This is a genomic window from Turicibacter sp. HGF1, assembly GCF_000191865.1.
In the GTDB taxonomy this organism is placed as follows: domain Bacteria; phylum Bacillota_I; class Bacilli_A; order MOL361; family Turicibacteraceae; genus Turicibacter; species Turicibacter sanguinis.
The window spans coordinates 1-23,673 of the sequence record NZ_AEXQ01000030.1; the positions used below are offsets into that span (position 1 = coordinate 1).

General features: G+C 35.4%; 26 protein-coding genes and 2 riboswitches. Of the genes, 3 read left to right on the forward strand and 23 right to left on the reverse strand.

What is annotated here, in order from left to right; translation table 11 throughout:
• Positions 1 to 31: 31 nt before the first annotated feature.
• The 10 genes from HMPREF9402_RS03420 to HMPREF9402_RS03465 all read right to left on the reverse strand — a co-directional run bounded on the left by HMPREF9402_RS03420 (position 32) and on the right by HMPREF9402_RS03465 (position 10,602).
• Positions 32 to 1,381 carry an MATE family efflux transporter gene (locus HMPREF9402_RS03420; protein ID WP_009606487.1) on the reverse strand — a complete coding sequence of 450 codons (1,350 nt, stop codon included), beginning with the start codon at positions 1,379 to 1,381 and terminating at the stop codon, positions 32 to 34.
• 218 nt (positions 1,382 to 1,599) lie between these two features.
• Complete coding sequence (locus HMPREF9402_RS03425) at positions 1,600 to 3,525, reverse strand: LTA synthase family protein (RefSeq protein WP_009606481.1); 1,926 nt, start codon at positions 3,523 to 3,525, stop codon at positions 1,600 to 1,602.
• A 113-nt stretch (positions 3,526 to 3,638) separates the two neighbouring features.
• Positions 3,639 to 4,307, reverse strand: a complete 669-nt coding sequence (locus HMPREF9402_RS03430; RefSeq protein ID WP_006784083.1) for a hypothetical protein — start codon at positions 4,305 to 4,307, stop codon at positions 3,639 to 3,641.
• A 105-nt stretch (positions 4,308 to 4,412) separates the two neighbouring features.
• On the reverse strand, positions 4,413 to 5,165 hold the full coding sequence (locus tag HMPREF9402_RS03435) for a S1 RNA-binding domain-containing protein (RefSeq protein ID WP_006784084.1): 753 nt from the start codon (positions 5,163 to 5,165) through the stop codon (positions 4,413 to 4,415).
• Between the two features lie 397 nt (positions 5,166 to 5,562).
• Positions 5,563 to 5,664: riboswitch (purine riboswitch) on the reverse strand.
• A 216-nt stretch (positions 5,665 to 5,880) separates the two neighbouring features.
• Positions 5,881 to 5,982, reverse strand: a riboswitch (purine riboswitch).
• A gap of 46 nt (positions 5,983 to 6,028) precedes the next feature.
• The gene (locus tag HMPREF9402_RS03440; RefSeq protein ID WP_230310262.1) at positions 6,029 to 6,433 is read right to left on the reverse strand and encodes a hypothetical protein; all 405 of its coding nucleotides are present in this window, start codon (positions 6,431 to 6,433) and stop codon (positions 6,029 to 6,031) included.
• 309 nt (positions 6,434 to 6,742) lie between these two features.
• A complete protein-coding gene (locus HMPREF9402_RS03445) occupies positions 6,743 to 7,702 on the reverse strand; it encodes a serine hydrolase domain-containing protein (RefSeq protein ID WP_009606484.1) in 960 nt (319 codons plus the stop codon).
• Positions 7,703 to 7,740: 38 nt separating this feature from the next.
• Positions 7,741 to 8,781 (reverse strand): M20/M25/M40 family metallo-hydrolase, encoded by a 1,041-nt coding sequence (locus HMPREF9402_RS03450; protein ID WP_006784087.1) that lies wholly within the window; start codon positions 8,779 to 8,781, stop codon positions 7,741 to 7,743.
• 23 nt (positions 8,782 to 8,804) lie between these two features.
• The gene (locus HMPREF9402_RS03455; RefSeq protein ID WP_006784088.1) at positions 8,805 to 9,353 is read right to left on the reverse strand and encodes a GNAT family N-acetyltransferase; all 549 of its coding nucleotides are present in this window, start codon (positions 9,351 to 9,353) and stop codon (positions 8,805 to 8,807) included.
• Positions 9,354 to 9,367: 14 nt separating this feature from the next.
• On the reverse strand, positions 9,368 to 10,015 hold the full coding sequence (locus HMPREF9402_RS03460) for an SIMPL domain-containing protein (RefSeq protein ID WP_006784089.1): 648 nt from the start codon (positions 10,013 to 10,015) through the stop codon (positions 9,368 to 9,370).
• Between the two features lie 101 nt (positions 10,016 to 10,116).
• Positions 10,117 to 10,602, reverse strand: a complete 486-nt coding sequence (locus tag HMPREF9402_RS03465) for a hypothetical protein (RefSeq protein ID WP_006784090.1) — start codon at positions 10,600 to 10,602, stop codon at positions 10,117 to 10,119.
• Between the two features lie 423 nt (positions 10,603 to 11,025).
• Between HMPREF9402_RS03465 and HMPREF9402_RS03470 the strand changes: the two genes are divergently transcribed.
• Positions 11,026 to 11,523, forward strand: coding sequence for an aldo/keto reductase (locus HMPREF9402_RS03470; protein ID WP_337998357.1), 498 nt, complete (start codon positions 11,026 to 11,028; stop codon positions 11,521 to 11,523).
• Positions 11,524 to 11,681: 158 nt separating this feature from the next.
• Here the strand turns inward: HMPREF9402_RS03470 and HMPREF9402_RS03475 are convergent, their stop codons facing one another.
• The 11 genes from HMPREF9402_RS03475 to HMPREF9402_RS03525 all read right to left on the reverse strand — a co-directional run bounded on the left by HMPREF9402_RS03475 (position 11,682) and on the right by HMPREF9402_RS03525 (position 20,547).
• A complete protein-coding gene (locus HMPREF9402_RS03475; protein WP_039930754.1) occupies positions 11,682 to 11,864 on the reverse strand; it encodes a DUF3796 domain-containing protein in 183 nt (60 codons plus the stop codon).
• Positions 11,865 to 11,927: 63 nt separating this feature from the next.
• Positions 11,928 to 12,602 carry a response regulator gene (locus tag HMPREF9402_RS03480; protein ID WP_009606488.1) on the reverse strand — a complete coding sequence of 225 codons (675 nt, stop codon included), beginning with the start codon at positions 12,600 to 12,602 and terminating at the stop codon, positions 11,928 to 11,930.
• Complete coding sequence (locus tag HMPREF9402_RS03485; protein WP_009606483.1) at positions 12,595 to 14,091, reverse strand: ATP-binding protein; 1,497 nt, start codon at positions 14,089 to 14,091, stop codon at positions 12,595 to 12,597. The genes HMPREF9402_RS03480 and HMPREF9402_RS03485 overlap by 8 nt, the downstream gene beginning before the upstream one ends.
• A gap of 183 nt (positions 14,092 to 14,274) precedes the next feature.
• A complete protein-coding gene (locus HMPREF9402_RS03490) occupies positions 14,275 to 15,273 on the reverse strand; it encodes a 2-hydroxyacid dehydrogenase (protein WP_006784094.1) in 999 nt (332 codons plus the stop codon).
• Positions 15,274 to 15,321: 48 nt separating this feature from the next.
• Positions 15,322 to 16,380: an AEC family transporter gene (locus HMPREF9402_RS03495; RefSeq protein WP_006784095.1), complete on the reverse strand. Its 1,059-nt coding sequence runs from the start codon at positions 16,378 to 16,380 to the stop codon at positions 15,322 to 15,324.
• Between the two features lie 218 nt (positions 16,381 to 16,598).
• A complete protein-coding gene (locus HMPREF9402_RS03500) occupies positions 16,599 to 17,294 on the reverse strand; it encodes a hypothetical protein (RefSeq protein ID WP_009606493.1) in 696 nt (231 codons plus the stop codon).
• A 251-nt stretch (positions 17,295 to 17,545) separates the two neighbouring features.
• A complete protein-coding gene (locus HMPREF9402_RS03505) occupies positions 17,546 to 17,947 on the reverse strand; it encodes a cupin domain-containing protein (protein ID WP_006784096.1) in 402 nt (133 codons plus the stop codon).
• Between the two features lie 14 nt (positions 17,948 to 17,961).
• On the reverse strand, positions 17,962 to 18,267 hold the full coding sequence (locus HMPREF9402_RS14750; RefSeq protein WP_009606486.1) for a carboxymuconolactone decarboxylase family protein: 306 nt from the start codon (positions 18,265 to 18,267) through the stop codon (positions 17,962 to 17,964).
• A gap of 39 nt (positions 18,268 to 18,306) precedes the next feature.
• Positions 18,307 to 18,711, reverse strand: coding sequence for a carboxymuconolactone decarboxylase family protein (locus HMPREF9402_RS14755; RefSeq protein ID WP_009606499.1), 405 nt, complete (start codon positions 18,709 to 18,711; stop codon positions 18,307 to 18,309).
• A gap of 11 nt (positions 18,712 to 18,722) precedes the next feature.
• Complete coding sequence (locus HMPREF9402_RS03520) at positions 18,723 to 19,226, reverse strand: flavodoxin (RefSeq protein WP_229040165.1); 504 nt, start codon at positions 19,224 to 19,226, stop codon at positions 18,723 to 18,725.
• Between the two features lie 358 nt (positions 19,227 to 19,584).
• Positions 19,585 to 20,547 carry an aldo/keto reductase gene (locus HMPREF9402_RS03525; RefSeq protein WP_009606494.1) on the reverse strand — a complete coding sequence of 321 codons (963 nt, stop codon included), beginning with the start codon at positions 20,545 to 20,547 and terminating at the stop codon, positions 19,585 to 19,587.
• A 335-nt stretch (positions 20,548 to 20,882) separates the two neighbouring features.
• On the opposite strand from HMPREF9402_RS03525, the gene HMPREF9402_RS03530 reads away from it, so the two are divergent.
• Both HMPREF9402_RS03530 and HMPREF9402_RS03535 read left to right on the forward strand, forming a co-directional pair.
• Complete coding sequence (locus HMPREF9402_RS03530) at positions 20,883 to 21,629, forward strand: lysoplasmalogenase (RefSeq protein WP_009606495.1); 747 nt, start codon at positions 20,883 to 20,885, stop codon at positions 21,627 to 21,629.
• A complete protein-coding gene (locus HMPREF9402_RS03535; protein WP_009606502.1) occupies positions 21,622 to 22,086 on the forward strand; it encodes a MarR family winged helix-turn-helix transcriptional regulator in 465 nt (154 codons plus the stop codon). Before HMPREF9402_RS03530 ends, HMPREF9402_RS03535 begins: the two co-directional genes overlap by 8 nt.
• Before the next feature lie 80 nt (positions 22,087 to 22,166).
• Here HMPREF9402_RS03535 and HMPREF9402_RS03540 read toward each other — a convergent pair whose 3' ends face one another.
• Positions 22,167 to 22,982: an aldo/keto reductase gene (locus HMPREF9402_RS03540; protein ID WP_009606497.1), complete on the reverse strand. Its 816-nt coding sequence runs from the start codon at positions 22,980 to 22,982 to the stop codon at positions 22,167 to 22,169.
• 72 nt (positions 22,983 to 23,054) lie between these two features.
• Positions 23,055 to 23,648 carry an iron-containing alcohol dehydrogenase gene (locus HMPREF9402_RS15015; protein WP_443259901.1) on the reverse strand — a complete coding sequence of 198 codons (594 nt, stop codon included), beginning with the start codon at positions 23,646 to 23,648 and terminating at the stop codon, positions 23,055 to 23,057.
• Between the last annotated feature and the right edge of the window lie 25 nt (positions 23,649 to 23,673).

A 23,673-nucleotide genomic window follows, 5' to 3' on the forward strand; every position in this document is an offset into this window, starting at 1 on the left:
AAAAGGCTGATTTTTTTATTAAACAAGGGTATTAATCCATTTTTTTTGAGCGAACTCTGAACATTCCAATGACCACTTTGACTATTTCTTCTAATTGAACAATCATCGCCACAATAAGTAATGGCGCGTTAAAGAGATTGACTGCAATAAAGGCTCCTAAAACCCCAACGGTCCATAAGATTCCGAGTTCAAGAATCATGGCATACTTTGTATCTCCTCCCGCTCTGAAGATCCCCACAATATTAATGATGTTAATGAAACGGAAGGTTAAGCCAAATGCAAAGATAACGAGGACTTGCCCCATTAATTTTAAGGTACTCGATTCAAAATTTTGATACATGGGTAAAATCAGTGGAATACAAGCAATAAGAATAAGGCTTGAAAGAATCCCTAAAACAACACCTGTTTTTAAGAAAAGGATAGCATGATCATATGTTTTATCCTTTTCACCCGCACCTAGTTGTTTTCCAAGCATCACGGTTGAAGCATTTCCAACGCCAATAGCAGCAATGAAGAAAATATTGAAAATTGAGGTCACAATATTCATGATTGAAATCGACTCAACATTAATCTGACCATAAATGACTAAATAGGCCGTTGTCCCTAGTCCCCAGAAACACTCATTGATGACAACAGGTAAACTAGTAGTGATTAGCTTTGAAATTAATTCTTTGTTAAATGAAAGTAAGACTGAAAGTTTTGGATTCATCGTCTCAGTTTTAAAGTAAGCAAAGAACATGATGAGGATAAACTCAACGATACGAGAAACAAGTGTTGCAATCGCGGCTCCAATTACACCAAGTTGCGGTAATCCAAATGCACCGAAGATGAGTAAGTAGTTTAAGATGGTATTGAGCGTCAATGCTATGATTGAGGCGATCATCGAAAATTTTGGTTTTTCCACGGCTCTTAGGCCCATGCTATATCCAAATGATAAAATCATAAATGGATAGCTTAAACAAGCAATTTTTAAATACTGTGCCCCAAGCGATTGAACCGCAACATCCGGCGTGAAAATACTAATAATCTTTTCAGGAATAAAGAAGGCTAATCCGCCGAAAATGATGGATAAGATTCCTCCTAGTACTAAGGTAAATCCAAGTAAGCGATGAATACTTTTAACATCTTTTTTTCCCCAGTACTGAGCGAAGTAAACCATTCCTCCACTATAAATTCCAAACATAATCATATTTAGTAAGAAATAATATTGATTTGAAACCCCAACAGCAGCTACGGCATCAACCCCGACTTTACCAACCATTAGCGTATCAACCATGTTTAAACTTGAGGTGACAAGCTGTTGCAAAGCAATTGGCAATGCAATGATCCACAAGTCTTTATAAAACGAGGCATTAGACTTAAAGTGGTCTTTAAACTTCATAACATAAACTCCTCCTATAAACATAAAAAATAGAGAAGTCCCGATTAATTTCTGTTAAAAGAAATTTTGATCGGGACTAGCATTAGCCTTAGTATCAACGTATTTTAATAACTTAGGATCTAGGTTATTAATGGCTAAAAAAACAGAAGAAATATGTCATTTCTTCCATCCTCTATTGTTATAATCAATGTATCAAATCTCATGTTAAATGTCAACGTTTACGAATTAATCTTCGCTAGTTCAAAGCTTTTTCCTTCATCGAGTGCTTGATGATAGCCACTAATTTGTTTAATGGTCACAAGATTGCCTTTATTCATTTTCATTTCGGCATGTAACTCCCCTTCACTAATATACGTTGTCGGCACTCTTTTTCCATCAATAAACACCTGACTATCGCCATTGAATCCAGATCCTTTTATCACCAAGTGATGGTCTGTTTTCATAATCGAGTGAATGGTTAGTGGTTCAATTCCAAATTTTATTTCTTGTGTTTTATGCTGTGGAAAGACCGATGCTAATAATTGTTTTCCATAGATTAAATCATACTGAGCTAATTTTAAGTCTGACTGATAATGAAATGTTCCCTTCTCTAAATCATGAATCGCATTCATGATTCCCCCACGTATACCAACAGCATTTAAAATTTCTGTTGCAAGTTGATAAGCAGGTAGCTTTTGGTCATGAAAGGTAAATTCACTTGGATGTTTAACCATCACTGGAACCTCATAATGATCAAACGGATAAAATGTTTCATCATTAATGACAGGCAAATTTGGTAAATGGTCTGAAAATAAAATTAACGTGGTTGGAGTCTGACGTGTTTCTAAGTATTTTAGAAGACGCTTAATTTGATGATCTAGTCGATGTAGTTTAATGCAATAATCTTGTAATGATGCTCTCTCTTCTAATGATAAATCTCCTTCAATTTGAATATCGTGATGTTCATCATAACTCGTTTCATTATACGGTTGATGTGTGCCGGCTGAAATGGCGTATATAAAGCTCTTTTCAAATTGGGATATCGCTTTAATGATGTTATGGATTAAATGTTCGTCGTTCATTTGAGATAAATCGTGATTGACTTCAATGCCTGCCATGTATTCCAGGGGGACGAAGCGATCAAATCCTAAATGTTGATAGGCAATGTGTCGGTTATAAAAATTACCTTCATAGTTATGAATAGCAATGGTTTCAAAGCCAGATTGTGAGAAATGAGTGGCGAGAGATTCAATGTCAGTTGATTTTAAAATGCTATTATGTGGAATCTCACCCGGTCCAAAATAGTCAACATTCATGGATGTTAAGACTTCAAATTCAGTTTTACCGGTCCCCCCACCAAATGTGGGAACAATGAGTTTCCCAAACGGCTCAGTTTTCATTAGATGTCTGATAGTAGGGATTGGATCGATATTAATTGAAAGGTTTTGTAAGGTTAACGGATCAAAGAAGGATTCCATTTGTATCATGATCACATTATGATCTACACTTTGGGGATGATTTTTAAAATACGGCATCAAATCATGAGCCAGGTTGTTCATTTTTTCTTCACTGTAGGAGTCTGGTTTTCTATTTAAATAAGGATATAAGGAATCTGTAATGGAATAGGCAAACCCCATTTGCTCATATAACTCAACTTCTTCAGCGGGTTTTGGTAATTCTTTTTTCTCTGTTTTATAAAAGATATACCCAGCTAAAAAAACGTAGACTGTGCCCATGACGTATTGTAAGGTTGTTGTTTCGAATTGAATTTGAAATAAATCATAACCAATCCAAAATAAGAAGCCTAAAAGAATTAACACCATACTAATCACGAGTGGTGTGAAGTATTGAGAAGACAAACTTAAACCTTCTTTAATTAAAAAGATATCGGAAAACATAAGTGGATAGCCTCTTAATGTCGTGACGATGGTATTGGTGATGGATAATAATAACCAAAAAATAGTGACGATTGTAAAGACAAATACTTTACGTGTCACCATGAAGGATAAGGCTAAGGTTGAGGAGATAATGAGGACGTTTAAGATAAATTCTATTGGTGAGTGTTTCATGAAGTAGAGTGCTTTTTTAATGGATTTAAATTTGATGGTTTCTACCACGATGGTTAATAGAATTGAAAAAATGAGCCAAAAGCTTAATGATTGCATACTATTCCCCCCGAAGACATCTTTTACGATTTAAGATATCATATGTTTTCATGTCAGACAAGGGGACCTTTGTCGAGCAAACAAAAAAGAGCAAAAATTTGCTCTTTTCGTTATTAAAAGGCTAAATCGTATGTTTTATGAAAGCTTAAGACGATTCGCTTATAATCTTCATGTAAGAGATCGAGTGTTGCATTACTTAAAGAAGCGGGAAGCGGGAAAAAGGCTTGGCCAAGTCCACCGCATAATAAGGTATAAGATCTTCTTTTAGCTAGTTTATTATGCTCTAAATAAGATTCGAAACTTTCCTGTGAAATTAAATCTAAGATGGCACGTGCAAGTGGTGATTTCTTTGGTGTTAATTTCAGGTTATATTCGGCTTCTAAAAAGAAAGGAATGGCTTCTTTTGGTACCCCCTCTTTTCCTAAGAAAATTAAACTAGCTAGCAGTGCTGCCTCTTCTTGCTTTTTTTTATTATCTGTCATGATACGGGTACATCTTTTTGCTTCTTCTTTTGCCTCATCGATGGTGTTTGAGCTAAATCCAATGGGAATGGCTGCAATCTGTGTCCATTGACTTAATTGAATGTCTTTTTTTGTCTTTTTAGCGTGTGTCATAAAGTAATCAAAGCGATTGCGATAAAGGGTGTCACTTTCGGATTCTTGTCTTAAGTCTTCAAAGACAAGCTTGGATAATAAAACATCGGCTACCGCCATCATGATTGTAATGCCTTCACTGGAGTTTTTTTGATTTCGTAAGTTATCTCCAATTATGCAACCTAACATATAAGTACCCCCAATCGATTCTTTTATCGCTTAATTGATACGATTATATCATATTTTAGAATTTTATAGTGATATAATTCCACGATTGAGGTGTAATTCCTGTGGTTAATGAATGATTTTGATGATTTTTCCGCGGACACGGCCCTCATCTAATCGAACTTGATTAATTCTGAAGGCTACCTTCATTCCTTCTTTGACATTAAAATAAGTTGGAACCGGACAAATCGCATCTAAATTTGGGGCGATATTGACAAAACATGCCCAAGATTTAACGTTACGAACAAGTCCATAAACGACGGTTTGGGGTTCAAAATCTTCAATGGTAATACTTGATTGTGTTTCATATTTTTCAACAGCTTGAACATTAATTTTCATATTATCATTCACCTTTAATAACGAAACAAGAATCGTATCCCCTTCATGATAAATATCCCCCACGGTTGTGTAGTCATTTGAAAAGTCTTGATTACGTAAAATAACTGAAATGCCATCAATCATTAAGTAGGCACCAAAGTAGACAATTTTGGTAATCGTCGCCTCAAATGACTCTCCTTCTTTTAAGCGAGCAATAATGTCGTTTCGACGTTCTTCTTTTATTTCTTTACATGAAGCTAAGTAAACACGTCGTTGTTCGTCATAACTCATGATTTTAAATTGCACTTTCATCCCGATATAATGATTTAAGGTGCTTTTAATTTCATACAATTCGAGTTCTTGACGTGGAATAATGACACGATCCCCCTCAAAATCAAGCCATGCCACGTAATCATTTAATAATATATCGAATTGAACTAATCGAATAATCCCTTCTAAAATTTCATGATTTGTTGCTAATGGATTGTGTGAAAAATCCTCCATTAATATATCCCCCCTATATGAATCCCCAAGATATGTTTGATATCTTCAACTGTCTTCAGATTAAATAAGCTTTCTATCGAGAAAGCGTTTGTATTATCATTTTACCAATAATCTCACAAAAAAGATACTGTCTTTTCATACAATCTCAGCTTAATGTTTCTACAAGTTTCGGCATAAAAAGACCTGATGTCGTATTTTAACATTACCTTATTTCATATTTGGGTGGGTGCTGATTTTTAGATATAAAAATTCAAAGGAAGAGGATTCAGTCCTCACCCTTCTCCTTTAATGATTCAGAATTTTCTTTTTAAAAAACTAGAATTGAAAATTAGACATAAAAAAAGAACACCGAAGGCCATTTCGGTGTTCAACAAGTAAAAAGGATTGTATGATGAGGACATACAAAGTTTTTACTTGTAGTCCGCGAGATATAAGGTCGCGGGTAGAAACTAGTTAACCATATCTTAACAATTATACAAGTAAATTATAACTATTTGGAGTAGGAAATAAACTTAATTATTTCCGGACTTAAATAATAGCACGCTATGATCTAAAATGCAACTTTTTTATCGAAAAAAAGTTTGGAAATATTTTGAATCTATTCAATCCTTACGAGTTCTTTTTATATGAAAGCATTTCATCTATTCTCTAATCAAAAAAAGAACACCGAAGGCCATTTCGGTGTTCAACAAGTAAAAAGGATTGTATGATGAGGACATACAAAGTTTTTACTTGTAGTCCGCAAGATATAAGGTCGCGGGTAGAAACTAGTTAACCATATCTTAACAATTATACAAGTAAATTATAACTATTTGGAGTAGGAAATAAACTTAATTATTTCCGGACTTAAATAATAGCACGATTTAAAAATAGTTGCAAGAACTTTTTTTAAGAAAAGTCGAATATTGTCTGACGTTTTTTTGAAAAAAGCTAGGATCTGAGGATAATAGGATTAAAACTAGTTCCGGTTGATTGTAAAAACGAATGAGAATGAGGCTGTTTTCAATGCCACGACTTATCTCTAAGCTTGTGCTTTTTATTTGGTGAACACCTGCTGTATAGAGGGGAAATAACCCTTGATTTGGTCCAATTAATCCTCCCATCAGAGGAAACAGAAATTGTCTTCCATGGGCATGACTCGAAAAAACCAAATCAACGTCATAGGCCTCATACAGCTTTAAATATTCAGGTCGGTGTGACATTAAAATACTAAATGCATCCGGATTCCCCTTCGCGTTCAAGGTTTCCTCCATTTCTTGGGTTTTCATTAAATTGGAATCATTGACACCGATTCATTCAATACGCGTCTTCCCTTTTGTAAGTACTATCTTGTTATTTCAAAGCAACACAACGCCTGCTTCCTGGATTTTCGATTCAAAATGGCATACTCATGATTCTCAAAAGGATAAAACGTCAACGTCATTAAACCTGGCATTATTCACTAAATCTCCCGTTATCATAATCAAATCCGGTTTGATTTTTTTTAATTGTTTGAGGACTTGCCCCTCTAAGGAACCGACCTCTTGAATAGGGGGATGTGAGATTTGGATGATCTTTAATTCATATCCGTCTTTTTCTCATGATAATGATTCTCGAATCTCACGATGTAAAGACCAAACATTATCCGAAAAGTTACTAAAAAGTGTGACGATTGTTTTAGTGTTTACATCATAGGAAGACATAAAACTAACGCCAGGATTACTTCCACAAAAATACGGAATGCTCTCCTCTGTTAACCAAATCCCATAGCCATAATGATCTTGATCATTTCCAGCTTGAACACGAAGCATCTCATCTGTCATCTCTTTTGATAAGAGGCGATACCCAAGCAACGCTTCCCAGAAGGCTTCAATATCATCTGCCGTTGTAAAAGCACCTCCCGCCCCTGTTCCTTTTACATCAACGCTATAAATATTCGTCACATAGCGTTGCCGTTTTTCATCATACACATAATGATTGGCACAGTTTGCAGGTAGGCAATCTAGCTCATAGTAACCAGTAGAGGGCATCTGAGCGACGTTAAAGACATGCTGTTTTAAATACTCATCAAAAGACTGATGTGTGATGGCTTCAATGATTAAGCCAAGCACCACAAAGCCGGTATTATTATATTGAAATTTCGCTCCCCGTGGATACATCATAGGTTTGTGAATAAATAAGGGGATTAAATCTTGAGATGACCTAATTTTATAGTTAGGATAATCTGTCCACAACTCATCGTAATCGCTCATAACTGACTCATCAAAGTAATCGGGAATTCCCGAGGTATGAGTCAATAATTCGCGGATCGTAATCGTTGTATCAATTTGTTGCCAATCAATCGTTAGAATCTGTCCGATGGTATCGTCAAAGTGAAGTTTTTTCTGTTCGATCAATTGTAAAATACCGACCGCAACAAAAACTTTACCCGCTGAGGCTGTCGCAAATTTAGTCTCACGTTGATTTTTTCGCTGATTGGCAACATCAGCATAGCCATAAGATTGTTTAAAAAGGATGCTTTTTTCTTTTTTGATTGAAATCGTCCCTCTAAAATTCATGTCAATCCTCCCTTAAAAAAAGAGAGCGAGTGCTCTCTTTATGCATATGGTGATAAATTAAAACAAGGTTGAAGTTCGGCTAAGAAATGTGCAATTAACTCGATAATTTGTTCAACGTCGTTTAAATGACAAACTTCACTTCCTGAATGCATGTAACGAAGTGGGATTGAGATGAGTGCTAATGGGACGCCATCATTTTGAAAATGAATACGATCTCCATCAGTTCCCGTACGTCCGGGTGCCATCTCAAATTGAATCGGCATATTTAAACGGTTGGCGATATTAATCAGGGCATCATTTAGGTGGTTATTAATGATGGATCCATGACATAAAACCGGTCCACCACCGAGTTTAATTTCACCCGTTACTTCCGGATTGGTTCCTGGATAATCGGTTGCAAACGTTACATCGACGATTAAAGCCAGGGCTGGTTTTACCCTTTTAGCTGCCCATACCGCTCCACGCATCGTCGTTTCTTCACCAACTGTGGTGGCACTGTAGACTCCAACGCGTGTTCCTAACTCTTTTGCACGACGCAGTGCTTCAATCACAATAAAAGCCCCTAACCGATTATCAAGTGCTCGTCCGGCTAAGTTGTTGTTTAATAACTCAAGATAATCTGTATCTGCTACAACATAATCACCAGGCGCAATCACTTTAAGTGCTTCTTCTTTTGAAGTTGCGCCTAAATCAATAAATAAGTCTTTTGTTTCTAATGACTTATTTTTAAGAAGGTCATTATTATATCCGACGACTCCACCGATAATGCCATTTTTGGTCAGAATGCGAACTTTTTGTCCGAGATATAAAGCCGGACGAATTCCGCCTACGTTTGTTACTTTAGCTAATCCGTCTGATGTAATCATCGTAATCATCATCCCGATTTCATCGACATGGCCGGCAAGTAAGACTTTAAAGTCATGGTCTTTATTTAAGATGCTCATAACGTTTCCTGTGGTATCCGTTTCAAAACCATCTACGGTGTCTTGCATGTAAGACATAATTTTTTTCTGTAACTCGAATTCTTTGCCAGATGGTGAAGCCGTTTGAATCATTTCATATAAAAAGTGTTTATTCATCATACATCTCCTATTCTAAACGCCTACTTTAAAGCTTCATAATCATCATACTCTACCAGCCCTTTCATGGTGGTTAAAGCCCCCTCTTCTAATTCTTTAACCATTAGACACTCGATGGCAGGTAAATGAACGCTTTTTCCAGGCATAATCCCGTAGTTAACTGCTGTTTGAAATCCTCTTGAACGATAATTTTGTGGATTTCCCTCCACAATCACGGCTTTAAATCCCATTTCTTTGGCTTTAACAAATCCGTATTCAATTAACTCTTTTGAAATATGTTGTCGTTGAAATGACGTTTTCACAGCAACGGGTGCCAAAATTAATAATTCCTGTTCATATTGTCCTTGTAACTGAAATCTTGAAAACATGGCATATCCAATAAGATTATCCTTTGAATCAAGAGCGATTAATTCTAGTTCAGGGATATGGTAACGTTTATGCCTAATTTCTTCGACTAATAATCGAACCATTTTTCCTTCTTCTTCATCATTAGCCTCTGTAAAGACCGTCTCAACTAAATCTAATGAACACGTTAAATAGGCTTCACTGATGGGTTTGATTGTTCTTTTCAAAGATGGGCCCTCCCCTATTTAATTTCCCAAACGATGGTAACCGTGTCACTCGCACTGACATTATCTGGTTGAATATCGATAGCTGCAGCTGAATAAGCAACGCTTTCTTCTAACATCATCTCACGATTTCTATAGACGATATTGCTCCAATCGTAGGTAATGGCTAATATATCATCAAGTCTGACTCCCGCTGCCAAAGCTAAAATATTGGCTTTTTGAGTCGCATCTGCAACCGCATCTTGTAGCAAGAGTTCTTTTAGTTTGGTATCGTCTGTTAATAAAAAGTGGATGGATAGTTCAGGATTGGCTTCACATGCACTGAGTTGTTCTAAAATCATAGCTAAACGATGGGTATCGATTGGGAAACTGAGCTTTAAGTTGTTTCTGACACTGTATCCTTTAAAGACACGAATGTATTCACCTTCTTCGTTTTTGACGCTTTCATAATCAGTATTTACGGAAAAGTTTGTCGTCACTAAATCAGATTTGCTAAATCCGACGTTAGCTAAACACGAACGAAGTTGTTCAAGTCGTGTTCCGGCTAAATTAATCGTTTCATCATAATTTTCTGCTTTCGATTCTAAGTCAAAATCAAGTTGAATGGTATCCGGTGGTAACGAGGCTTGCCCCGTCCCTTTTACGGTTAATGTTCGTTGCTCCACTTTAATCCCCCCTGAATCTCAATTTGTTCCTATTATAACACGTTATGGAATAATTTAACATAAAAAGTGATACCTCATTGAATCGAGATATCACGTCTGTTTTAAATGGCCTGATCATCATCAAGTGAATCATTTAGATATTTTTCTTCGAGATAATAACTTCCCCAAGTTACCTCGATTTGAAGATTTGGACATTTGCAAGCAAGCATTGCTGGAATGGGATTAAAGGCTTTCATGAGCTCAGGAAATATTCCGTCTTGATAATCCTCTACCTTATTCGTGCATAGCGTGCCATTTGTTAAAGGATGTGTTCCGTAATAAACCATATAGTTGACTTGGTAATTTAATTCTTTGAGATTCCAACGATAAAAAGCTTTAATTTGATGCTTAAGATTGGTACTAGAAAACTGCCATGAATCTTCTGCAAGGTTAAAATCGGTTAAAGATAACTTAGAAGCGGGAATATTTTTTCCAAAACCTGACTTTAATTGATATTCTTGCGTACATTTTAACCATTGAATATACGTTTCAATTTCTTCTTTTGGACCTTTGACGCTTACTCTGACATTATTCTCAACCTCACACATCTCACATCACTCCTCAAACATGATGAAACCCTTTTTCTAGATTATACCATATAAAACTTTTTATTAAAGCGCTTTTATTGTAAAATAAAAAAATAACTAGTGATTGATAAAAGATTTCTTATACTATATTGTATGCTTTTAATTTAAATTTGAATCTTATTTTGTGAAAAAATTCTAATAAGAAACAAACTAAATAAAGGCTCCTTCAAAAAGCAAGAGGTGATAAAAAAAGCCCAAGTTGGATGGGAACTAGGACTTTTAATAGGTCATTCTTTACATGATATTCATCGAGATGAGTCTTTAGTCTTCATTCTTAGGCACGTCGAGATGAAAAATCCCGATTTTTTTGTAATTCTCAATTTTATATTGAATCATCTCGAGACTACCATTTAATTTTGCGATTTCTGATGGAGTGCAGCCCAAATCGCAGAAGCAATCAGTATTATTGAGGCTAAGGGACTTCGACCTCTTTCAGTGATACAACCTCAGTATCATATGCTCGACCGTTACATCGAAGATGAAATCATGGATCTTTGTGAACGATACGGTATTGGAATTGTGCCTTTCAGTCCGCTAGCTCAAGGTTTATTAACGGGGAAATATCGTAAAAGTGAGCCTATTCCTCAGGATTCGCGTGCAACGCTTAAATATAATCAAGTAAATGCTATGTTAACAGACGATAACTTAGAAAAAGTTGAAGCTCTTCTTCAAATCGCTCATGAACTCGGTATTTCCTTACCCGTCTTATCTCTGGCTTGGATTCTACGACGTCTATGTATTAGTGGAGTGATTACTGGGGCTTCAAAACCAGAACAAATTGAGAAAAATGTCCAAGCTAGCGCCATCACACTATCAGAGGATCTATTAAATCGAATCGATTATATCATCGGCTATACCCCATTGATTAGAAGAATTGGATAAAATAATTCATCAGTTAAAGAGACACCTTGGGTCTTAGGATCAGGTGACATTAATCTCCTTTTGATAGAACATCCAAGAGACTATATTAGGTCAAAAATCTCATTTAAAGATAAAAGGGAAACTATCCATTCTGACGGTTTCCCTTTTATCTTTTTTATTTAGCTGTTTAATCGTTTGTCTAAATGACGTTTATAAATGGGGCTGTTTTCATAGAAAAAGGTAAACCAACCGTAATTGAGGAAGAATAAAAACCAAAGGTATTCTTCTGTTACAAACCCTTTTAACCCAATTAATGCAAGTAGCCCTAGAAAACCAAGGTATTTATGTTTGCTATAAATCATTCCAATTCCCCTCTCCTCGTTCTTACTTTTATTATATGTGAACGGGGAGAGGATAATCTCTTTTTATAACTTAATTGAATATTTTAACTCCGGTCTTCCGACATTTCCAGTCGTTGCTTGAACATATAATTTATCTTGACTCTCTAAGTAATCCATATATTTTTTGATGGTGACATTGCTGATTTTTGTTTCATTAGCAATCTCGCGTAACGTCCAAATGCGATCGGGATGTTCTTTTAAAAAGAGTGTAATTTTTTCTAGGGTTCGTTTATTTAATCCTTTCGGTAACTCTTCAACCTGTTGAGACAATGAAGCTTTCATAAAAGCATCGATTTCTTTTTGTGTCATTGATTTTTGATTTAACAGTAACCCTTTTTTACTTTGATATTTTTTATAAGCTTCTTCAAATCGAATAGATTCAAAAGGTTTAACTAAGTAATCAATCGCTCCATAGGCAAATGCTTGTTTAAGTTCCATTGAACTATTAGCAGCAGTGACCATAATGACATCCACCGTATATTCTTTTTCACGTATTGTTTTAAGAATCTCTAGACCGCTTTTTTTCGGAAGAAAGACATCCATAATAATGAGGTCAATTTTTTGTGCTTCTAAGTAGGATAAGACCTCTTCTTCATACATAACAGGACCAAAGATTTCTATCTGTCTAAATTGTTGTAAATAACGTTTATTAATTAAGGCAACCATTGGGTCATCTTCTACAATTAATACTTTATCCATCATACTCTCCCTTATTAATCATAATTACGAATATTTTTTCTTCATCAAAATCTTCAATTTCAATTGTACCATGATATAATTCAACTCGATTTTTGACAAGAAAAAGACCGATACCACGATGTTCACCCTTCGTAGAAATACCGGATTCAAATAGTTTATCTTTAAACGCTGGATTAATTTTTTCACCGTTATCTCTCACTTGAATTTCAAGGGAAGTCTCATCCTCGTACAACGAAATTTCGACTTTTTTCGAAGAGGTTTCTAAAGAGGAACACGCCTCAAAGGCATTTTCGAGTAAATTTCCAATAATGGTCACCAGATCATAAGCCGTAATGCGTTGATGAGTGGGATATAAAAAGGACTCTTCGGTTAAGGTAAACTCGATTTGACGTTCTTTCGCAACTAATGACCGACTCATAAGTAAAGCTCTAATCAGAGGATCCTCAATCGAATGAAACTTCACTTCAGTTTCCGCCCGAGTTTGTTGAAGGGTTAAAATATATGATTTTGCCTCCTCCACTTTATCGAGTTGAATTAAACCCAAGATGACATGTAAATTATTCTTGAATTCATGAATGGTCACTCTTAAATTTTTAATGACTTCATCAATCCCAGTGATTTCTTTTGCGATATCGTGGATATTGTTTCGATCCATTAACGTAATGACGCTTCCTAAGTATACTTCATTTTGAAAGAGATGATGAAGATTTATAAAGAGTCTTTTATCTTGGATAATGAATTCTTTCATCGTAAAGTCGGTATAAGAATCGATGTAAGGCTCTAGACGTTGAATTAAGCTAGTGACATTAAAATCTGGAATCATCATATTACAACGGTTATTGAGTTCAATCACTTGTTGCGAAGCATCTAAGGCGATAATACCATCTGCTACACTTTCAATGATAATCTTTTTTTGACGGTATAGCCTCGCAATTTCTTCAGGCTCCATATTAAGCATGCGTTTTTGAATGCTTGATGAAAAGAATTTAGCCCCAATTCCTGCCAATCCAATCACACTTAGACAAAGTAAAACATAATTACGCATGATGTCGGTATTAGCCACCGTGATATCACGATAATATTTTCCAACCATGACAAAACCGATTTGCTGTTGTTCATCAAAAATAGGCTCAAACCATCTGAGCGTCTTCCCTTGAGATCCCTCCATAATAGAAAAGTATCTTTCACCAGTGGCTAATACTTTTTGTTTATCAGAGCCGACATAGACTTGGCCAATTTGACTTTCATCTAAGTGGGAGTATTTGATTCCATTCATATCTGCTACGACGATTAAATCCACATTATTCAAGTTTTCAATAAAATCTAACGTATACTTTTGAATGCTACCATCATTGTCATGAGTGATTAATTTCTCTTTAATGAGGACACTATGTGCCATACTAAATCCAGTTTCTTGAAGAGACATTTTGATCTTTTCATCAAAGTCGTGTAACTTAGAATTAAGAAAAATAAGATATGAAATAATCAAGGGAATGGACGTTATACTAAGTGTCCATAAAATGATTTTAGTTTTAAACGTTCATTGCTTTTTCATGACATCATCACACTCGCTATGAAATTTTATCTTTTATTATCCTTTGAGGATTCAGACTTTAATATTCACAAAAAAAAGCATATTGTCACATCACGTGTGACAATATACTTTGAATGATTAGGCAATGCTATTTTTGCATGTTCCTTCATTTAAATAATCTCTTAAATTCTCATAAGAATATTCGATCATGTTTGTTAACGCCTCATCGGTATATGATCCGATATGTGGTGTCACTAAAATACGAGGATAAAGGTCAATTAATTTTTGGAATGAAGGATTTTCTAAAGCAGCGCCTTTGAAATCTTTAAAGAAGACAGCAGATTCCCCTTCTAAAACATCCGTACCAAATCCACCTAATTTATTAGATTCAACTGCTTTGATAATCGCATCAATATCTTGAATCTCACCACGAGCCGTATTAATTAAAATGGCTCCATCTTTCATTTTAGCGATAAACTCTTCATTAATCATATGATAGTTTACCCCTTTAATATATGGCATATGAACTGAGATCACATCAGACTCTGCTAAGACAGCATCTAAATCTTTAAATTCAACAATTTCTTTTGCCACGTCACTTTGGAACACATCATAAGCAATCACATTAGCTCCTAACCCTTTGAATAGTTGAGCTGTCGTTAAACCGATTTTTCCTGCTCCAATAATTCCTACGGTACAGTTACGAACCTCTTTACTGAACATGAATGGATCAATCGTAAAGTTTGTTTGACTTGTACGATTAACCGTATATGCTGTATGACGTAATAACATCATTGATAAAGAAACAGCTAACTCACTAATAGCATTTGGTGAGTAACCTGGCACGCGAGCACATTTTAACTCTAAGTCTTTAACCGCATCTAAATCAACATGATCAAATCCTACCGTACGAGTTAAGAGGTATTCTAATCCATTTGCTTTTAATAATTCTAAGTTTTGACGATCTGCTTTACAGTTCCCGCGAACCATGATTGCTTCAGCTCCAATGGCTTCTTTCACATTTTCATGATTTAGTCCAAGTGTTACTAATTTAAGATCATATCCAAATTTTTTATTGATTTCATGGAAGAAAGGAACTTCAGTTTCTCGTACTCCATAACATACTAATTTAGTCATTTTCATCTTCTCCTTTTTGGGTATTAAGGTTAAATAATCAAATCTCTCTTAGAATAATCCTAGTGTTTTAATTAGCTCTAACACCACGATCCAAATTGGCATGGCGATAACGGCAACGACTGTTGATAGTAATGAACAGTTTGAGGTAAATAATGCTTCACGGTCATAGTTAATGGCATAGGCTGCTGCGACTGTTGCTGTTGGTGCTGCCATCATGATGACTGTTGTTGCCATCCCTTCAAATGAAACTGGAAGAATTCCAAATTGATTGACAAGAACTAATAAAACTAAGTTAATGACTGGAATGAATAAAACTTTAATGAAACTATATCCCCATGCATCTTTTTGAGAGATAGCATCTTTGAATGGAACTTCTGCTAAAGTGGCCCCAATTGAAATCCAAGCAAGTGGTGACGCTAATGCTTTTAAATAATCTAGTGCTTTATAGAACCAAGGTAACGTTTGATCAAGACGTAAGAAGGCATATTGTTTAACCTCTCCGTTCACTGTGACGTTAACTTGAGGCAGCATGTCTTGGCATAACCAGATAAATAATCCGAAGAAGGTTGCTAAGATAATTGGATTTAAGAAGATTTCTTTCATATTTTTCTTGAAGTTTTCTTTATCCATTTTTGTTCCTGACATTTTAATAAAAGCGTAAGAGTATAAGAATACTCGGTAAGCAATATTAAAGATGTTAGAATACATTGTTCCAACGGCTCCGTAAACTGCGGTTACAATCGGTGTTCCGAAGAAAGTCGTCGAACCAAAGATTGTTAAAACGCGATAAACATCTTGCTTATCCCCTTTAACTTTTGCAAACATGATTTTTGTTAATGGAATTAAGATTAGATAAATGGCAAATCCCCATACTAACATGCTCATCCCTTGTTTCAATTGTTCACCGTTGATATCTTTCATAAAAGAAGTGAAGGCTAACGCGGGTAAAGAGACAGTTAAGACAACCTTTGTTAACATTTTAGAAGCGGTTGAATTAATCATGTTTCGTTTTCGTAAATAAAATCCTAAAAGGATAATTGAAACTGATGAGAAAATAGCACCTAAAATGGCGTTATCGCTTAATGTGCTTTTGATGATTTCTAACATACGTCTACTCCTTTATATATCGTTTTACTTTTTAAGCCTTTGTTTATTTGCTCACAAACATTGTATAAGTTTCGACAAGGTTCTACAATTTGTTGAAGTTTTTTAATAATTATTGAAGTTATTTAAGTGAATTTTTTAACAATCTGATGTATAATTTGTTTTTTTTATAGTCTACATTCATAAAAAAATCCCTTCTGACTTACCATCAGAAGGGATTTTTAATTCAATGCAACCACTGCATAACAGATTTGATAATCTTGATTAACGTTTTTAAATTGTTCAATTTCAAACAAAGGATTCATCAGATACTCATTAATTGGATCTTCAATATCTGCTAAATCGATTAAACTTAACTCAAAGGGAGTAAAAAGGTATAATTTAAGCCTTTGTGCTGTTTCAATTTGTGAGAGTTGATTTAATGTTTGGGTGACAATAGTCGAGACTAATTCAGTTTCTGTCGTCTCACCCGTAAGCAAAAATAGACTGGAATGGTGACTTTTTAACGTTGATAACAGGTTGCTTTGATTTAATAAGTAAATCAAAAGATTTAAATTCAATTTCTTTGAAGACGTTAGCTCTTCAAACTTAATAATAGTTGGAAAAATGGATAAATGCTCTGATAAATGACCGGTAAAGATTAAAATATCTTTAGTTTGAAGTATGGAATAGATTCGCTGTTCGAGCTCAAATGTGATTTCTTTTAATAATAGGATCCGTTGAGTCGCTTTTGATAACGGCAGATTTGAAATTTCACTTAAGCAGTTTAAATCGAGATAAATCAGTTCAATGAAGTGATCAGCAATCCGATAATATCGCTTTTTCTCTTGTTTTATTTCTTTTGTGACGAACATTTCAGTTGCCTTAATGGTTAACTCCTCTTCTTTAATAAAGGAAATAATTTGAATTTTATTCATCTGTCTCACCCTAATTCATCAAATGATATCCATATTTTAACACGAAATACACATTCGCGCTCACTTTGAATGAAATATAGTGAAACAATTGGTTTGAAGGACAAAAATGAGAAAAGAAAGATTCTTTTAAATATGAGAAGACAAATGACAGGAAGAGATTAGATTATTTTAGCGAAACAGTGAAAAAGTGCCCGATTTCCTCGGAATTATCTTAAAAATATTAACTTTTCTCTCACATGATTTTAGATTAGTTATTTCAGGTGATTATACTCTTCATCGCTCACAGGTTCACACCATTCATTTGAGCTACCTTCTGCGGGAATTTCGACTGCAAGGTGAGAGAACCAACTATCGGGTGCTGCGCCGTGCCAATGTTTAACTCCGGCTGGGATTTGGATCACGTCGCCAGGATGCAATTCTCTTGGGGCTTCACCAAATGCTTGATAATAGCCACGTCCCGATGTGACTAATAGAATTTGCCCGCCTTTATGATGAATGTGCCAATTATTACGACATCCTGGTTCAAAGGTCACATTTCCAATAGGAACCCCTTCTGTTGTTAGCATGTTTAAATAGGCTTTGCCAATAAAATATTGACTAAACATTTCGGGAAGTGGATTTCCCATTTCAAAAATCATGTTATCTTGATTCATTTATATGCCTCCTTTTATTTTGACGCTTGTTGGATACAGCGAATCGCATTTAAACTTCGTGGATATCCAATGAACGGTAAACAGGCTGAGACAATATCAATTAGAAATAGTTTATCATTTCCAATCCTCATATTTGCGACAGCATGGCTCGTTAATTGAGGTTCACAATCTCCAAGCGCTGCTAAAAAACAGAAGGTCAGCATTTCACGTTGTTTTAAATCTAAGACACGTCGTGTGTAATAATCTCCAAAGCAGTTAGTAGCTAACCAGTAATTGATATGTTTCGTTTCCGCGGGTCCTGATTTGTAAAATTCAGACATATGATTGCCGAAAATCTCAACTTGTGCTTCAATTCCTTTTTATAGGCGGGTTTTAGGTGTTGTTGTCTTTGCACTTGCTAAAGGTAATGAAATATTTGAAAGCTCGAATATTTCATTTGTGGCATGTAAAAATGGATAAACACGCCCCATTCCAACATAAGGTACGGCTTGATACACGATTTCTTTGACGACTTCAGGCGTCACACCTAAGTTTAAGGCTACCAATAGCATAATTTTAAATTCATCAATCGCATGGCATCCAATTAATGAAGCCAATATAGCCATCATCCGTGTCTGATCATCTAATTTCGTTTGATTGATCACCTCATCGAAGGCAAAGTTATTAAAAATCTCTACCAAGTCTGCATCTGTTTTAGCTAGATTAGATTCGAAATTTGGAAACATTTTTTCATGATATTCTTTGGCAAAGTCTGAAATAGCCATCTTATTTCCTCCTATACCCATCTGCGTAGTAAGTCATCACAAGTTGAAACGTTTGAACCGATAATTGCTAAACCTTTTTCAAGATAAGCATCCTGACAAATTTGAATTAAATCGGATTCACTATGCCCCATTCCACTACCTTCGTGTGTACAAAAAGGTTTGATATGTTTATCTTTTAAGTTTTGTTCCTCTAAAAAGGTAAACACATGCATCGGCATCGTCCCCCAATAATTTGGGTAGCCAATATAAATCGTCTCATATCCTTCAAGATTTGGAAGCGGTGTTGCAATTAGGGGGCGCTTATTTTCATTTAAATCTTGTTTCGCCTGTTGAATACACGTATCGTAATCATCAGCATACGGTATGACTGGTTTGATTTCATATAAATCGCCTCCGATGAGGTTTTGAATTTTTTTTGCTACGATTTTAGTATTTCCTTTTTCTAAATGGCGAATTTGTCCCGCGACATAGTTTTCACCTTTACGTGAAAAATACGCAATTAATGTTTTCCCCATCATTCATTCCTCCTCTAGTATCCTATCAATCTATAACCTTATCTGATGAATAGGATATGATTACTGTAACACTTGGAGTAAACTTCAATGCAAGACCTAAAATAAACAATAATTAAACATATCCTATCTTTATGCTAGTCATGGCTGGCTTAAGTTTTTTATCGTCTATGGAAATAAGAGGCTGTTACTCCTCTAGCAAACCATTGACGTTTAAAATGTTTTTAATAGACGTTTGACTTGGAGAAACACCAGTCGCGTCGATTGGCTTTTGAATGGATGATCATGAAGAAAGATTAAGAAGCAAGGTCTTGATACAAGATCATGATCTCATTCATTTAGGCTTTTCCTCTTTCTCTTCTTAAATGGCTCCCACAATTTTATGAGGCTGATATAATTCTTCTAAATAAGCGATATCGTGATGAGTTAACTTTACGTTAAAGGCTCCGACTGCATCATCAAAGTATTTTTCTTTTGTGGCACCGATAATGGGTGATGCGACACCTTTTGCTAGTTGCCAAGCAAGCGCAATTTGAGTCATACTTGCTTCATGTTGTTGTGCAAGTTCATGGACACGTAGGACAATTTCATGATCTTTTTCTGCAGTCGAATCATATTTTGAAACAGCTATTTTATCAGTTTGACTACGCAAGCTGTCGCTTTTCCACTCTAAACGACTTAATCTTCCCGCTGCCAGTGGACTATACGGTGTGAGTGAAACATTCATCTGCTTACAAATTGGAATTAGTTCATGTTCATCTTCTCGGTAGAGTAAATTGTAATGATTTTGCATCGATTGAAATTTTGCCCAGTTATTTTTTTCTGCTACAAGTTGTAAGTTATGAAATTGATAGCCATACATGGCAGAAGCGCCAATAGCACGCACTTTACCTGATGTTACCAGTTCATTTAAAGCTTCCATTGTTTCTTCCATTGGTGTTTCATAATCAAAACGATGAATGAGATATAAATCTAAATAATCAGTGCCTAAACGTTTTAATGTGCCGTCAATTTCACGGTGAATGGCCTCTTTCTTCAAGTGCCCCTCATTAAAATAAACTTTTGAGGCTAAGACAACTTGATCACGTGGGACATTATGTTTGATGGCACGTCCGAGATATTCCTCGCTTGTTCCGGCAGAATAAACATTTGCTGTATCAAAGAAATTAATTCCTAAATCGAGTGCACGCTTCACCAAGTTTTCACTTTCTTCTTTATTTAACGTCCACGAATGAAAATTAGTATTGGAATCCCCAAAACTCATGCATCCTGCACAAAGACGTGAAATCGTAATATCGGTAGTTCCTAATTTTGTATATTCCATTATCGTTTTCCTCCCATTTGTCTTTTTGTGTTTCTAAGTGGATTATACGTCTTGGAGTTCACTTCAAGTCAAGCTATCAAGTGAACTTTAGTTGAGCTTTTCTCATCGTTTTTTCTAAATTGACTTTATTCAGTTCATGAACTCCTCATGATGAAATGTTTTCTGTGACAAGTTACCGCATGAAATGAATGATTCTGGTTTGATTTTTAAATAGAGATCATTGTTATTTAATGAAGGGAGATTTTGAATTTGTTGACAACTCAACAAGTTCGTGTTAAATTTTTGTTTGTTGATAAATCAACAAAATTGTTTAGTTGAATTGAAAGGAAATAACGATGAAAAAATTATTTGTAGTCACAAATGTTATCATGCTAACATTTATATTGATTTTTGATATGTTTTACATGACTAGTAACGGATTATTAGTTAAGGCGATTGCCAGTCTTTTGTTTGTTATCACAGGACTAATTAATCTGATGTATTGCATTAAAAATAAGGAGAATTTAAAATTTCCAATCTGGATGATCATTGCGTTAACGATTGCGATGTTAGGAGATATTCTCATTAACCTTAATTTCTATTTGGGAACCATCGTCTTTGGACTAGGTCATGTTTTTTATTTTGCCTCTTATTGTATGTTAGATAAAATGAACCGTAAAGATTTCCTATGGGGGATGATGATTTCACTCATTTCCTTAATGGTGATTTTCTTTACTCCATTTTTGAATTTTGGAGGGGCTTTAATGCAAGGTGTTTGTGGTGTCTACGCGGTCATCATTTCATTTATGTTAGGTAAAGCCATTTCAAATTCACTTCGACAAACGAACATGACAAATCTTATCATTGTAATCGGAAGTCTTTTATTCTTCATTTCAGATTTCATGCTCATGTTAAAGTCATTTGCAGATCTTCCAGTAGCCGGTTATTTATGTCTTGGGACCTATTATCCGGCACAGTTTTTACTTGCATTTTCTCTATTTGTTTATCCTTCTACTTCTATGAAGTTCTTAAATCACAAAAAAGGGACGATGTCTTTACAAACGTCTTATCAAAAGTTAAAGGTAGGATATGATTATGATTGATCTGATTGAACGATTCGAGGCATTTACAACATCTGTCACCAAGGCGTATAAGTGTATCCAAAAAATCAAGCTTACTGAAACAGAACGTATGGGATTAAAAGCTAGCCATGTGATGTATCTCTACTATCTCGGTAAAAATCCAGAAGGACTAACAGCGACTCAGCTATGTAAACTTTGTATAGAAGATAAGGCGGCTGTCTCAAGAACGATGGTGGACTTAACTGAAAAAGGATTAGTCAAGCCGGTTGAGATCGATTCAGGACGCAAATATCGTACCAAAATGGTGCTAACAGCAGAAGGTAATGAGATAAATAAACAATTGAATCAGGTGATAGCAGAGGCTGTTAGCCAAGCTTCTAGTAACCTTAGCGAGACTGAACGTGAACATTTCTATCACGTATTCTTCCAGATTACAGATCATCTTGAAATGATTTGTGATTCATTACAACAGAAATAAATGGCCTAAAAAAACAGCTCCAAATGGAGCTGTTTTTTTTTATTTTAGCCTATCATTTAATGACATGATTGATATGACGATTAAAACCAATCTGAGCGATACCAATCTGTTATAGACACTTTTTCATCCAGTGTCCTAATTTTTTCTAGTTCATCCTTTGATAGGTTAAAGTCAAAAATAGAAAGATTCTCTTTCAATCTGTGTTCACTGGTTGTTTTTGGAATGGCTGATACCCCATTCTGGATTAGAAAACGGAGTGCAATCTGTGCCGGTGTTTTATGATATTGCTCTGCGAGTTCTACAAGAATCGGTTCGTTGAGTAAATTCTTTTTCCCATTAGCCAAAGGACTCCATGCTTGCATCTTAGTTCCATGCTTTTCAAGTTCTACTTGTAACTCATGTTGTGTGAAATAAACATGGGACTCCATTTGATTGACAGCTGGAATCACGCCACACGTTTCAATAAATTCACGGTAGCACTTCTGATTAAAATTTGAAATTCCAATGGCTCTTGCTTTTCCACTTTGATAGGCTTCTTTGATCGCTTGATACATCTCATACGATTCAACATAAGGTTCATGAATTAACAATAGATCAACATAATCAAGTTGTAATTTTTTTAATGAATCGTCAATATCTCTTTTCGCTTTTTCATAACTATTGCTACTACGACATAGCTTTGTGGTGATAAATAGCTCGTTTCTGTCAATACCCCTTTTGATAATCGCTTGTCCGACTGTCTCTTCATTATGATACATTCTTGCTGTATCAATTAAGCGATAGCCGACTTCAATCGCCTTCTTGATAACTTCAATCCCGCTATCTCCCTGTAGATTAACGGTTCCAAGTCCTAATAGTGGCATTCGTACTCCATTATTTAGCTCAATATATTCCATGACTCTCTCCTTTTCATCTCTCTATTAAAGCACTTATCAGACATTAACATTATGTCCAACAAGTGCGAATCATTACATACTTTCTTTAAAAATAGTTGAAATTTCTTCAGGTGTTAGCGTTTTGTATCCACCTGGAAGAATAATTGTTGAATGAACAAGTCCTTCTAGCATCTCGTCTGTCACACCAAGATCCGTGATATTCATCGCTAGACCAAGTTCTTTCATCCAGTTTTCCATTGCATTAAGTCCTTCTGCTGCGACTTGTTCCTTTGTTTTTCCTTCTACTTTAACATCCCACACGTTAGTCGCAAATCTGACAAACTTATCGAGTCCATATGGCATGATATATCGATAATAGGCTAAAGATACAGCTGATAACGTCATTCCATGAGTGGCATCGGTATAAGCCCCAACCGCTTGCCCAAGCATATGAACCATCCAGTCGGTTGATTTTCCTTTAGCTACTAACGTATTGAGTGCCCATGTTGACGTCCACATAATGTTACTTCTTGCTTCGTAATTATTTGGATCTTGAATGGCGATACGACTTGAATGAATTAACGATTTCATTAAACCTTCACTGATATAATCACTTGTATTGTCATCAGCTCCTGAGAAATACTGTTCACAAATATGATTCATAATATCATAGAAACCTGCCACCATTTGTGTTTTTGGAAGTGTTAAGGTA

What these genes read in the sequence shown, in the direction of transcription:
- HMPREF9402_RS03495 (WP_006784095.1), bottom strand. Translation starts at nt 16,380, where the DNA reads ATGTTAGAAATCATCAAAAGCACATTAAGCGATAACGCCATTTTAGGT.
- HMPREF9402_RS14750 (WP_009606486.1), bottom strand. Translation starts at nt 18,267, where the DNA reads ATGTCTGAATTTTACAAATCAGGACCCGCGGAAACGAAACATATCAAT.
- HMPREF9402_RS03430 (WP_006784083.1), bottom strand. Translation starts at nt 4,307, where the DNA reads ATGTTAGGTTGCATAATTGGAGATAACTTACGAAATCAAAAAAACTCC.
- HMPREF9402_RS03525 (WP_009606494.1), bottom strand. Translation starts at nt 20,547, where the DNA reads ATGGAATATACAAAATTAGGAACTACCGATATTACGATTTCACGTCTT.
- HMPREF9402_RS03480 (WP_009606488.1), bottom strand. Translation starts at nt 12,602, where the DNA reads ATGGATAAAGTATTAATTGTAGAAGATGACCCAATGGTTGCCTTAATT.
- HMPREF9402_RS03465 (WP_006784090.1), bottom strand. Translation starts at nt 10,602, where the DNA reads ATGTGTGAGGTTGAGAATAATGTCAGAGTAAGCGTCAAAGGTCCAAAA.
- HMPREF9402_RS03445 (WP_009606484.1), bottom strand. Translation starts at nt 7,702, where the DNA reads ATGAATTTTAGAGGGACGATTTCAATCAAAAAAGAAAAAAGCATCCTT.
- HMPREF9402_RS15015 (WP_443259901.1), bottom strand. Translation starts at nt 23,648, where the DNA reads ATGGTGGCAGGTTTCTATGATATTATGAATCATATTTGTGAACAGTAT.
- HMPREF9402_RS03450 (WP_006784087.1), bottom strand. Translation starts at nt 8,781, where the DNA reads ATGAATAAACACTTTTTATATGAAATGATTCAAACGGCTTCACCATCT.
- HMPREF9402_RS03535 (WP_009606502.1), top strand. Translation starts at nt 21,622, where the DNA reads ATGATTGATCTGATTGAACGATTCGAGGCATTTACAACATCTGTCACC.
- HMPREF9402_RS03475 (WP_039930754.1), bottom strand. Translation starts at nt 11,864, where the DNA reads ATGATTTATAGCAAACATAAATACCTTGGTTTTCTAGGGCTACTTGCA.
- HMPREF9402_RS03530 (WP_009606495.1), top strand. Translation starts at nt 20,883, where the DNA reads ATGAAAAAATTATTTGTAGTCACAAATGTTATCATGCTAACATTTATA.
- HMPREF9402_RS03435 (WP_006784084.1), bottom strand. Translation starts at nt 5,165, where the DNA reads ATGGAGGATTTTTCACACAATCCATTAGCAACAAATCATGAAATTTTA.
- HMPREF9402_RS03490 (WP_006784094.1), bottom strand. Translation starts at nt 15,273, where the DNA reads ATGACTAAATTAGTATGTTATGGAGTACGAGAAACTGAAGTTCCTTTC.
- HMPREF9402_RS03505 (WP_006784096.1), bottom strand. Translation starts at nt 17,947, where the DNA reads ATGAATCAAGATAACATGATTTTTGAAATGGGAAATCCACTTCCCGAA.
- HMPREF9402_RS03425 (WP_009606481.1), bottom strand. Translation starts at nt 3,525, where the DNA reads ATGCAATCATTAAGCTTTTGGCTCATTTTTTCAATTCTATTAACCATC.
- HMPREF9402_RS03420 (WP_009606487.1), bottom strand. Translation starts at nt 1,381, where the DNA reads ATGAAGTTTAAAGACCACTTTAAGTCTAATGCCTCGTTTTATAAAGAC.
- HMPREF9402_RS03440 (WP_230310262.1), bottom strand. Translation starts at nt 6,433, where the DNA reads ATGAAAACCCAAGAAATGGAGGAAACCTTGAACGCGAAGGGGAATCCG.
- HMPREF9402_RS03500 (WP_009606493.1), bottom strand. Translation starts at nt 17,294, where the DNA reads ATGAATAAAATTCAAATTATTTCCTTTATTAAAGAAGAGGAGTTAACC.
- HMPREF9402_RS14755 (WP_009606499.1), bottom strand. Translation starts at nt 18,711, where the DNA reads ATGGCTATTTCAGACTTTGCCAAAGAATATCATGAAAAAATGTTTCCA.
- HMPREF9402_RS03540 (WP_009606497.1), bottom strand. Translation starts at nt 22,982, where the DNA reads ATGGAATATATTGAGCTAAATAATGGAGTACGAATGCCACTATTAGGA.
- HMPREF9402_RS03520 (WP_229040165.1), bottom strand. Translation starts at nt 19,226, where the DNA reads ATGGGGAAAACATTAATTGCGTATTTTTCACGTAAAGGTGAAAACTAT.